General features: G+C 39.3%; 12 protein-coding genes. All 12 read right to left on the bottom strand.

The genetic code is table 11. The features are described 5' to 3' along the window. Positions 1 to 14 precede the first annotated feature (14 nt). From MHH37_RS05185 to fliM, 12 genes are read right to left on the bottom strand one after another with little or no spacing between them, the layout of a single operon-like run. Entirely contained in the window at positions 15 to 1,154 is a 1,140-nt protein-coding gene (locus tag MHH37_RS05185; protein WP_342575296.1) for a chemotaxis response regulator protein-glutamate methylesterase, read from the bottom strand. After that, positions 1,155 to 2,033, bottom strand: coding sequence for a MinD/ParA family protein (locus MHH37_RS05180; RefSeq protein WP_065216413.1), 879 nt, complete (start codon positions 2,031 to 2,033; stop codon positions 1,155 to 1,157). It abuts the gene before it with no gap. Then, positions 2,017 to 3,207 carry a flagellar biosynthesis protein FlhF gene (flhF, locus tag MHH37_RS05175; protein WP_342575295.1) on the bottom strand — a complete coding sequence of 397 codons (1,191 nt, stop codon included), beginning with the start codon at positions 3,205 to 3,207 and terminating at the stop codon, positions 2,017 to 2,019. The genes MHH37_RS05180 and flhF overlap by 17 nt, the downstream gene beginning before the upstream one ends. Beyond that, positions 3,204 to 5,237 carry a flagellar biosynthesis protein FlhA gene (gene flhA, locus MHH37_RS05170; RefSeq protein ID WP_339263984.1) on the bottom strand — a complete coding sequence of 678 codons (2,034 nt, stop codon included), beginning with the start codon at positions 5,235 to 5,237 and terminating at the stop codon, positions 3,204 to 3,206. The genes flhF and flhA overlap by 4 nt, the downstream gene beginning before the upstream one ends. Before the next feature lie 23 nt (positions 5,238 to 5,260). Then, a complete protein-coding gene (gene flhB, locus MHH37_RS05165; RefSeq protein ID WP_008403268.1) occupies positions 5,261 to 6,355 on the bottom strand; it encodes a flagellar biosynthesis protein FlhB in 1,095 nt (364 codons plus the stop codon). A gap of 1 nt (position 6,356) precedes the next feature. Then, on the bottom strand, positions 6,357 to 7,133 hold the full coding sequence (gene fliR / locus MHH37_RS05160) for a flagellar biosynthetic protein FliR (RefSeq protein WP_008403269.1): 777 nt from the start codon (positions 7,131 to 7,133) through the stop codon (positions 6,357 to 6,359). Positions 7,134 to 7,137: 4 nt separating this feature from the next. Then, positions 7,138 to 7,407, bottom strand: a complete 270-nt coding sequence (gene fliQ / locus MHH37_RS05155; RefSeq protein ID WP_008403270.1) for a flagellar biosynthesis protein FliQ — start codon at positions 7,405 to 7,407, stop codon at positions 7,138 to 7,140. Positions 7,408 to 7,420: 13 nt separating this feature from the next. Further along, positions 7,421 to 8,086, bottom strand: a complete 666-nt coding sequence (gene fliP, locus MHH37_RS05150) for a flagellar type III secretion system pore protein FliP (protein ID WP_008403271.1) — start codon at positions 8,084 to 8,086, stop codon at positions 7,421 to 7,423. Next, the gene (locus MHH37_RS05145) at positions 8,083 to 8,766 is read right to left on the bottom strand and encodes a flagellar biosynthetic protein FliO (RefSeq protein WP_342575294.1); all 684 of its coding nucleotides are present in this window, start codon (positions 8,764 to 8,766) and stop codon (positions 8,083 to 8,085) included. Before MHH37_RS05145 ends, fliP begins: the two co-directional genes overlap by 4 nt. A 4-nt stretch (positions 8,767 to 8,770) precedes the next feature. Next, entirely contained in the window at positions 8,771 to 9,133 is a 363-nt protein-coding gene (locus tag MHH37_RS05140; RefSeq protein WP_008403273.1) for a response regulator, read from the bottom strand. 22 nt (positions 9,134 to 9,155) lie between these two features. Further along, positions 9,156 to 10,424, bottom strand: a complete 1,269-nt coding sequence (gene fliY, locus MHH37_RS05135) for a flagellar motor switch phosphatase FliY (RefSeq protein ID WP_342575292.1) — start codon at positions 10,422 to 10,424, stop codon at positions 9,156 to 9,158. Beyond that, positions 10,417 to 11,412: a flagellar motor switch protein FliM gene (fliM, locus tag MHH37_RS05130; RefSeq protein WP_342575291.1), complete on the bottom strand. Its 996-nt coding sequence runs from the start codon at positions 11,410 to 11,412 to the stop codon at positions 10,417 to 10,419. Before fliM ends, fliY begins: the two co-directional genes overlap by 8 nt. Positions 11,413 to 11,429 lie beyond the last annotated feature (17 nt).

The raw sequence follows: 11,429 nt of genomic DNA, 5'->3' as shown, positions 1-11,429 counted from the left end.
GAGGGCACCCCTTTTTAAGGCATATATTTCATAATTGTTCGGGCAATATCATCAACATCCGCCACTTCATCTACAAGCTGCGTTTCCACGGCAGCTTTTGGCATTCCATATACGATACATGTTTCTGCTGACTCGGCAATAGCCGTGACATTCCCTGTTTTTTTGAGCGAGACAAGTCCTTTTGATCCGTCATAGCCCATTCCGGTCATAATGACGGCAATTTTATCGAATTCCGAATACTGACTGACATCTTCAAACAAGACGTCTACAGAAGGGCGATGTCCCGCTCTTGGCGGTTCCTGATTATCGAGGACGACAGCAAATGCCGATCCGACTTTTCTTAATTTAAGATGATAGCCACCAGGGGCAATATAGGCCGTTCCCTTTTGCAATAGGTCGCCTTGTTCTGCTTCTTTTACATGAATTTCACTTAATTGATCAAGTCTGGCTGCCAATGATTTTGTAAATCCGGCAGGCATATGCTGCACGATTAAGATCGGTGCATCCACATTTGCGGGAATTTTTGTAATGACTTCCTGTAAAGCTCTTGGACCACCTGTTGAAGTTCCGATTAAAATGATTTTCTTCGAAGTTTTGCTCCACTCCGTCTTTTGGGTCGGTACATCAATTTTGATGGTTGGTTTAGTCATGCTTTTTAGTTTTGATTCTTCATTATGAAGAGGTTGACGGATTGCTCTACTTACAACAGTCGATTTTTCGTATGGTTTTCTCAGTTTTGAAACCGTTACTTTAGATGCCTCTTCCACTTTTCGTACAAGTTCATCTTTAATTTTATGTAAATCCAATGAAATGGAACCGCTTGGTTTTGCAACGAAATCGACTGCTCCGTACTCCATTGCCATTAATGTATTCTCTGCACCGCGCTTTGTCGTACTTGAAAGCATGATGACAGGCAATGGGTACTTTTGCATGATTTCTTTTAACGCTTCCATCCCATTCATTTCCGGCATTTCCACATCCATTGTCACGACATCGGGTTTAAGCTGCTCAATTTTTTTTATCGCGTCTTTCCCATTACGGGCCGCCCCGATGACCTCAATATGCAGATGATCCGAAAAAAAATCGCTTATTAGCTTCCGCATAAAGGCGGAATCATCAACAACTAGCAGTTTTGTTTTCTGTAAGTTGCTCATTTACTCACGCCCTCTCGAAAAGATGCTTTTTAATTTTGATATAAATTTCATCGACTCATTTGTTGCATGTACTTCTTTCATTACTGCCTGCGTTGTTAAAAATTGCTCTACAATTTTATCCATTGTTTTTGTGACAGGAGCATCAGGATAGAGCAATGCAAATAAGGCTTGCTGACGTACTGCTTGACGCACAACAGGGTCTTCCGGCAGCGATCCTAAAATCGATACTTCCTTTTCCAAAAAACGTTGCATCACTGTTTTCAGGCGCTGTGTCGTATCTTGCCCTTCCTCGATGGTAAATGCTCGATTGCATAATAGATAAAATTTCTTCATCGGGTCTTTTAGATGGATAAATTTCATCATAGAATAGGCATCCATAATGGATGTCGGTTCCGCGGTAGAAATAACGATAATTTCTTCTATGGATGTTAATAGATCGAGTGACCAATCCACAACACCTGCTCCCATATCAAATAAGACAAAATCATAATTTTTCTGCAATGTTTCAAAAGCCGTGATTAAACGTGCAAAAACATCAGGAGACCATTCCATTAACGACGACATACCGGTACCGCCGGAAATATAGCTTACCCCTTCCTTTGTTTCGCAAAGAACATCTTCCAGCGGCACTTGACCATCCAGGTAATCTTTTAAACTGTATTTCACGGAGCTTCCTATGAGAATGTGTACATTACCCATGCCAATATCCATATCTAATATAGCTACTTTTTTCCCCTTTTTAGATAACAGGGTAGCGAAGTTTGTCGTGAAATTACTTTTACCAACTCCACCTTTTCCACTAACAACTGCAATTGATCGCCCTGGCTTATGTTCACTTTCAAGCATCTTCTGACGTAGTTTTTCAGCTTGATCTTTCATCGGAGTTCTCCTTGAAGAAAAGTTCTAGTAAATTATCACTATTAGGTTGTTCGATATCTTCTGGTACTTCTTGACCATTTGTATAATAAGCTAGTCCTTTATTATATTTAATCATTAAATTAAACATAGTGCCAATAGAATTTGTTTCATCAAGCTTCGTAAAGATAAATTTTTCAATATGCAAGTTCGCAAATTGTTCAATAATTGATTCTAAGTCTTTTTGCTTAGACGTTAACGATAAAACTAAGTAAGATTCTACTTGTTTGCTAAATTGTATCAATGACTTTAAATCATCTACATATTTCGCTTCTTTGTAGTTTCTACCGGCTGTATCAATAAAAATTAAATCCAGATGGTCAAACTTTTGAAGCGCCTCTGCATAATCTGTTGGATTATAGACAACTTCAACCGGGGCCTGCAGCAATGCAGCATACGTTTTCAATTGTTCAATCGCAGCTATACGATAAGTGTCTGTTGTTATAAAACCGATTTTCTTTTTCTTTTCAAGTACAGCGCGTGCAGCCATTTTCGCAATCGTAGTCGTTTTCCCAACACCGGTTGGACCTAGCACGTTAATATATTTTTTCTCATATGAAATTCCGCTAATCGGCAAGTCATACAATTCTTTTCTTAAATAATCTTTGGCAACTTCCTGCATTTCGTTCCATGTCATTTGTTTGCCATGCTCGTTATAATACATAAAAAGCTCATCACTGATTTTTGTGATAAGCTCCTCTCCAAGTTCCTGCTCACGTAGAAAGTCGATAAATGATAAGAGTTCATCAGGATATTGAGACTGTGTAGACATACGTTGCATCGATTGCATCATCGATTTTAAATCAGCAATTTCTTTGATCAAGTTTTCAGGTAAGCCAGCAGCACCGTTTTGCGGAACTTTTGTATGTTGTTCCACAGACGATGCTGCTTCGCTGATTCCTTCCTCTTTCAATTGCGGTGCAAATGTCGGAATGTCTTCAAAAGACGGTAATGAAGGTTTCTTTTCCAACGCGTCATATCCTGCCACGACTTCATAGCTTTTATTTTTTACTAATCCGAAAAACTTTTTCGTCACGACGACTTTCGAATTCAGAATAACTGCATCTTCCCCTAGATCAGCGCGAATTTGTTTCATTGCTTCAGCAATGGAAGGTGCATTGTATTTTTTCATCTTCATTCAACATTCACCACCCCTACACTTTGAATTTCAACGGCTGCATCCAATTCGTTATACGAAAGAATCGGGACTTGCGGGAAATAACGTTCTGTCAGTTGTCTTATGTACAGACGCACACCCGGCGAACATAAAATAATTGGCGACTGTTCCGTATAGGAAACACGCTCCACTTCTTTCGCAATAGCTTCCAATACGAATTGCGACTGCTGTGGATCCATCGCTAAATAGTTGCCATGGTCTGTTTGCTGAATGCTGTCAGCTACAAGTTTTTCGACTTTTGCAGACACTGTAATAACTTTTAGCGCTTGTTGACCGTTAATAAATTGAGATGTAATTTGTCTAGCCAATGCCTGTCTCACATACTCAGTTAAAATATCGGGATCACTAGTAAGCTTTGCATAATCTGCTAATGTTTCGAAAATGATCGGCAAATTCCGTATCGAAACATTTTCACGCAATAATTTTGCCAATACTTTTTGTACTTCCCCTATCGATAATGGTGTCGGAATTAAATCGTCCACTAAAATGGCATGTGTTTCGCGTAAATGATCGATCAATTGCTTCGTCTCTTGACGGCCGAGCAGATCGTGGGCATTTGCACGGATAATTTCGGTTAAATGTGTAGAAACAACACTTGGCGGATCAACAACTGTATAGCCGAACATTTCCGCATCCTCTTTTACTGCTTCTGTAATCCATTTTGCAGGCAGGCCGAATGATGGCTCAATTGTGTCAATACCATCAATCGAATTATCATCCCCTGGACTCATTGCCAAATAATGATCCAGTAACAATTCACCTCTTGCCATTTCATTTCCCTTTATTTTAATCCGGTACTCATTTGGCTGCAGCTGAATATTGTCACGGATACGTACAATCGGTATGACAATCCCAAGCTCCAATGCAAGCTGACGACGAATCATAACAACGCGGTCCAGTAAATCCCCGCCCTGTGCTGCATCTACTAAAGGAATTAATCCGTAGCCAAATTCGAATTCTATCGGATCAACATTTAATAGATTAATAACATTTTCCGGACTTTTCATCGTATCAGAGGCAACTTCCTCTTCGAATTCCATAATTTCTTCCGGTGTTTCTTCCTTTTTACGGTCCATTAAGAATGCGCCAACCGCTAATGCGGTTGCAATCGGAATCGTAATCCAGTCTGGAATCGGTGTAAATAATCCGAGCAGGAGAATTGTACCTGCAGCTACATACAATAGCTTGGATTGTGCAAATAACTGTGCTGTAATGTCTGAACCAAGATTTCCTTTTGAAGCAGCACGTGTTACAACAATCCCTGTCGCAGTAGAAATTAATAAGGCTGGGATTTGCGATACTAGTCCATCACCGACTGTCAGCATCGAATATTTAGATGCTGCTTCAGCAAAGCTTAGCTCCATCTGAATCATACCGATGATCATACCGAACAGTAAGTTAATACCAACCATAATAATCGAGGCAATAGCATCCCCTTTTACGAATTTCGTTGCACCATCCATTGCTCCGTAAAAGTCCGCTTCGCCGGATACTTTTTCACGGCGTTCCCGCGCTTCTTTTTCCGAAATCATTCCGGCGTTTAAATCCGCATCGATACTCATTTGCTTACCGGGCATCGCATCCAATGTGAAACGTGCAGCAACTTCCGCAACACGCTCCGAACCCTTTGTAATTACGATGAACTGGATAATAACTAGTAATAAGAAAATAACTAAACCTACTAAAATATTACCGCCTGTAACGAAATTACCAAATGTCTCTACTACTTTACCTGCGTCACCTTCCGCTAAAATGGCACGTGTTGTCGATACGGACAATGCCAGACGGAACAGTGTTAATAATAGAATAACAGTAGGGAAAATCGAGAAATCGAGCGCTTCCTTCATATTCATCGAAGTTAATAATACGAGTAGTGCCAATGTAATATTAATAATAATTAAAAAACTGAGTAGCCAATGTGGAAGAGGGATAATGAGCATCGCTACAACCATAATCACTGCAGCTAAAACCCCTAAGTCGCGTATTTGCATTGTTGTCCCTCCTGAAATCTATGTCAAATTTTGCGTTTGATTCGGTATACATATGCAAGAACTTCGGCAACAGCTTTGAAAAACTCTTCCGGTACAGCCTGGCCGATTTCAACCTGGTCATACATCGCACGGGCAAGCGGACGATTTTCTACCATAATGACATCATGTTCTTTTGCAATAAGTTTTATTTTCTGTGCGACAAAATCGGTCCCTTTTGCTACAACTTTCGGAGCATCCATCATATCTTCGTCGTATTTTAAAGCAATCGCAAAATGGGTCGGGTTTGTAATGACAACATCTGCAGCAGGTACTTCCTGCATCATTCTGCGCATCGCCATTTCACGTTGACGCTGTTTAATTTTCGACTTGATCAACGGGTCACCTTCTGCATTTTTATGCTCATCTTTAACATCCTGTTTCGACATTTTCAATTGTTTCTCATATTCATGCCGTTCATATATATAGTCAAACAATGCAATAAAAACGAGCATAATCGACGCGGCAATTCCCATGATTGCCGACATATATGCTACAGTGGCCAAAATTTCTGCCGGGCTATGTAAAGCAAGCGACAATACATCTTCCAGATATATAATTATGACAACGGTTGTCACGGTTCCGATTAACGTTACTTTCAATAATGATTTAATTAAATTGACGATTGCACGTACAGAAATAATCTTTTTGATCCCTTTAATCGGATCCATTTTTTTCAAATCTATTTTTAATGTTTCTGTTGTAAAAAGTAAGCCAAACTGAAAAAAGTTAGCTCCAATACCTGCAATAATGGCAATGACCATAATCGGCAGAACGATAATTGCCATCTCTTTAATGGATTCAACATACATATCCATTACGGTTTCAGCGTTCAGCGTTTCAATTAACATATTGCGGTTAAGTGCTTGTAATAAAAAATCTTTCATTCCTTCGTACATGAATGGTGCGAAGAAAAGTAAAAAGAAAAATGACAATAGCAGTAATACGGCAGCTGTGACGTCCTGACTTTTTAATACTTGTCCTTTTTTTCGTGAATCCTGCCGCTTTTTCGGTGTTGCTTTTTCCGTTTTTTCACCTGCAAAAAACTGAAGGTCAACGTTAATTAATAGCTTTCTGTCCATGTTAGCCACCACCTAAAATAACCATTAAGTCACGTAAAGAAATAATCATAAATTCAATTAGCTCTTTCATAACTCCCACTAATACACCCATTGTCACAATCAATACAAGAAACCCTACTGCAATTTTGATCGGGAATCCGATTACAAATATATTCATTTGCGGTACCGTTTTCCCTGTAATTCCTAACGCTAATGTTACTAAAAATAATGTTGCAACTATTGGAGCTGACATTTGAAATGCTATGGCAAAAACAGAAACAAATATTTTAATAATAAACAATGCGGTTCCTTCTTCACCGAAATTCGGGAAAAACTGATCCATCGGCATAAATTGATAACTATAATAAATACCATCTAAAATGAGATGATGACCATTTATTGACAGCAATAATAAAAGCATTAAAAAGTTTAAAAACTGCCCCATTAACGGAGACTGGGCACCTGTTTGCGGATCGATAATATTCGCCATCGCAAAACCCATCTGGAAATCGATAAATCCGCCTGCTATTTGAACAGCGGAAACGATAATCATCGCGGCCAAACCCAGCATGAGCCCGATAATTGCCTCTTTTAAAACGAGCAGCAAGTAAAACGCATTAATTTCAAACGGCTCGATATTAAACGTATAGTACATCATCCAAGCTAAAGCGACAGCCAATATAATACGCACTTGCGGTGGTATTGTACGATATGAAAATAAAGGGACGGAGACGAAAAATGCAGAAACACGTACTAAAATTAATAGCAATATTGATAAATTCGGTAATAATTCCGTCATCTACTCACCCAATATACCGAACTAGGTTATTTAAAATGTCGTGAAAGTAGTCCGTCATCTTGCTGATCATAAACGGGCCAAAAAAAATAATCGCCACTAATACCGCTACGATTTTAGGTACGAACGCCAATGTTTGTTCTTGAATGGAAGTTGTTGCCTGAAATATACTGACTATTAAACCACTGATAAGCGCGATTAATAGTAAAGGTCCCGAAACTATCAATATCGTGAATACTGCATTTTCTGCAATTGCAATGACCATTTCCTGTGTCACTTTATATCATCCCCTAAAAACTTTGAAGTAAAGATTTCATCACTAAATACCAACCATCGACGAGTACAAATAATAAGATTTTAAATGGCAGTGAAATCATTACTGGAGGCAGCATCATCATCCCCATTGACATCAGTGTGCTTGCGACCACCATATCAATAACTAAAAACGGAATGAAGATCATAAAACCCATTTGAAAAGCTGTTTTAATTTCACTTAACGCAAATGCGGGTACTAACAGTGTCATCGGAATTTCCTCAATGGAATCCGGATACTCCGCCTGATTATATTCGATAAAAAGCTCTAAATCCTTTTGCCTTGTATGCTGAGCCATAAATTGTTTAAACGGAATCGTCGCCCGATCATACGCCTCTTCCAAATTAATTTCTTCATCAAAAAGCGGTTGTAATGCCTGCTCATTTACTTGCTGGAAAGTCGGCGCCATAATAAAGAATGTTAAAAACAATGCCAACCCGATAATTACCTGGTTAGGCGGCATTTGGTTCGTCGCAAGGGCTGTCCTAGTAAACGACAAAACGATGACAATACGCGCAAAAGAAGTCATTAAGATTAATAGACTCGGCGCTAAAGATAGAACGGTTAACAGGAATAACAGCGTAACCGATGTGGATACATTTCCGGGATCACTTTCAGAAAACACGGAAAGAAGGTCGTTCATCGATCATCACGCTCCTGTTCTTTCCAACGCTCCAGCTCATCACTTCGTTGTTGCTTGATTTTCCCGATTTTTTCATTGAACAAATCATTGAATTTAGGGCTTTCCGAAATATCTTGAGGGCGTTTTTTTTGTGAAAACTTATTAAATAATTGTGCTATATACGGTGAAGTATTCACCATGCTCTGTTTAGTTTCGATTTGATTCAGTAAATGGTCGATTTCTTCCTCGGAATCAATTTCCTTCAGAAGCTGAATGTTATCGCCGACACCCACTACATAAACTCGTTTTCCAATTAACAATAATTGTACAGACTTTTGCTGTCCTACAGACATGCCACCGATATTTTTAATTACGGCATTTTGTTGATAGTTGAAGTTACGCTTGTTTAAATACTTTAAAATGAACAATAATAGCCCTATGACGAAGACAAGTGCTATTAAAACTTTAAGATAATCCCAAAATCCAATACTAACGGATGCCGAGTCAGTTTGTTCTGTGTCGGCATCCGGAGTATTTTCATCTGAAATTTTTTCTTCTGAACATACTTCAGGGTTTTCATTACAGTTTTCGTATACGTTACTTACCATCGCAAAAGTTCCATTTGAGTTTGGTGTAAATAATGCCGTCATCCATACAATTCCAACAGCGAGCCAAAATCGAAATGATTTTTTTGCTTTCATCACATCAACCTAAAGCTTTTTGAATCGCTTCGATTACACGATCTGCTTGGAAAGGCTTTACGATAAAGTCTTTTGCACCTGCTTGAATCGCATCGATTACCATAGCTTGTTGGCCCATTGCTGAACACATAATCACTACCGCGCTTGGATCCGTGCCTTTAATTTCTTTTAATGCTGCAATACCATCCATTTCAGGCATTGTAATATCCATCGTTACTAAATCCGGACGTAATTCATTGTACTTTTCAACCGCTTGAATTCCGTCAGCTGCTTCCCCTACTACTTCAAAACCATTTTTCGTTAAAATATCTTTGATCATCATGCGCATGAAAGCTGCATCGTCCACAATTAAAATCCTTTTAGACATAATCTAATTCCTCCAATTAAAACTATCTAATATTGTTCAAGCGATCTGCCTGACTTAAAATATCTGTGATGCGAACACCGAAGTTCTCATCAATTACTACAACTTCACCTTTGGCAATTAACCGACTGTTTACTAAAATATCAACAGGTTCACCTGCAAGCTTATCCAATTCAATAATCGATCCGCTCGAAAGTTCCAGTATTTCTTTTACAGAACGTTTAGTCCGTCCCAGCTCAACTGTTACTTGCAATGGAATATCAAGCAGCATATTTAAATTGCGTGCTTCTGACTGTGTAATATTTGCCGACTCGAAGCTCGCAAATTGAGCTTGCTGTACATTTGCCGGTGGTGCTGTATAAGCAGGCTGCTGATAAACCGGCTGTTCATATACAGGTTGCTGTTGCACCGGTTGCTCATATATTGGCTGCTGATAGACCGGCTGCTGTACTGGCTGCTCATTCATTGGCTGCTGAACAGGTTGTTCAAACATCGGTTGCTGTGCAGTCGGTTGTTGCGCCTGCTGCATTGGCTGCTGTTGTGTCTGCTGGACTGGCGAAGGCTCCACAGTTGTTGTTGCGGCAGTAAGGGGTTCGTCAGTTTCTCCCATTAATGACTTTACTATTTTTTTACTAAACTTTAAAGGTAATAATTGCATTAAATTCGAATCGATCAATTCACCGATACGCAATCTGAATGAAATTTTTACTAATAATTCATCATCAGGAATGTTGTCTGTACCTTCATTTTGTGAAATGTTCAGTAAATCAATTGTCGGCGGTGAAATATCAACCTTTTGGTTAAATACTGTTGACATGGAAGTCGCAGCTGAACCCATCATCTGATTCATTGCTTCTTGAACAGCACTTAACTGGATTTCACTTAATTCAGGTCTTGGATTTATTCCATCGCCGCCTAGCATTAAATCTGCAATAATGGCAGCATCCGATTGTTTTATTACGAGCAGATTCATTCCTGAAAGTCCAGTTGTATACTCTACTTGTACAGCAACATATGGATGTGGGAATTCCTGTTCCAAGCGATTACGGTTAATCATAGAGATACTTGGAGTTGTAATTTCAACTTTTTGACCTAACAATGCAGATAATGCAGTTGCCGAACTGCCGAATGAGATATTACCAACCTCACCTAATGCATCAATTTCTATTGGAGTTAAGTGATCCTCAACTTTAATTTCTTCTTGCGGACTTGCTGTATTTGCAGAAAAATCCTCCAGCGTTTCGCCCCTTAATAGAGCCTCAATTTCTTCTTGGGAGAGCATTTCATCACTCATCTTCGTCTCCTCCTTTCAAAGGGTCGATAATTTGAACAGCCATTTTATTATTCAATTTCCCTGGCTGAACAGTAAATTTCGGTAAACTGCCGACTTTTAGTGTTAACGGATTTTCAATTTTTTGATTTAACGGAATGACATCACCGACAGCCATTGTCAGGAAATCTTCAATCGTAATATCCGTCGTTCCTAACTCTGCAATTATGGGTAATTTAGCTTGTTTTACACGAGTTTCAAGCATTTTCGTTTGTTCCGGTGAAATTTCCTTCGTATTCGTCTGCATCCAGTAGCGAACAGATAAATTCGGAACAATCGGCTCTAATACAACATGCGGGATACAAATATTGATCATCCCTGTCGTATCTCCGATGATTGTATTAAATGAAATGACAACAACGGTCTCATTTGGCGAAATCATCTGTAAAAACTGTGGATTTACTTCCAATTCCACAAGCATCGGATCGATTTCCGCAACGTTTTCCCATGCTTCACGCAAATTATCAAAAGAACGCTCGAATAAATTCGTCATGATTTTCGTTTCGATTTCAGTTAAATTATCAACATTGCTATGACTTCCCCCTGCTCCGCCCATCAAGCGGTCTAGCATCGAATAGGCGATGTTCGGGTTAATCTCCATTAAAATATTGCCATCCAAAGGCGGAACCTCAAATACATTGATCAATGTCATGTTTGGGATGGAACGAACAAATTCTTCAAACGGAATTTGGTCAACAGATGCAACTGTAATTTGGACATAGCTTCTTAACTGTGCAGAAAAGAAAGTTGTTAACAGTCGCGCAAAATTTTCATGTATACGGGTCAAACTTCGGATTTGGTCTTTTGAGAAGCGCAGAGCCCGCTTAAAGTCATATACTTTTACTTTTCGTGTCTCATCTTCTTTTTTAATGTCTTCTGCAGACATCTCTCCGGTCGATATCGCGGATAAGAGCGCATCGATTTCGGATTGCGACATTATATCTCCTGCCATTTGCCCACCTCCATTTC

Source organism: Solibacillus sp. FSL K6-1781 (genome assembly GCF_038630735.1).
GTDB classification, from domain to species: domain Bacteria; phylum Bacillota; class Bacilli; order Bacillales_A; family Planococcaceae; genus Solibacillus; species Solibacillus silvestris.
This window is presented reverse-complemented; position numbering and strand designations above follow the sequence as displayed.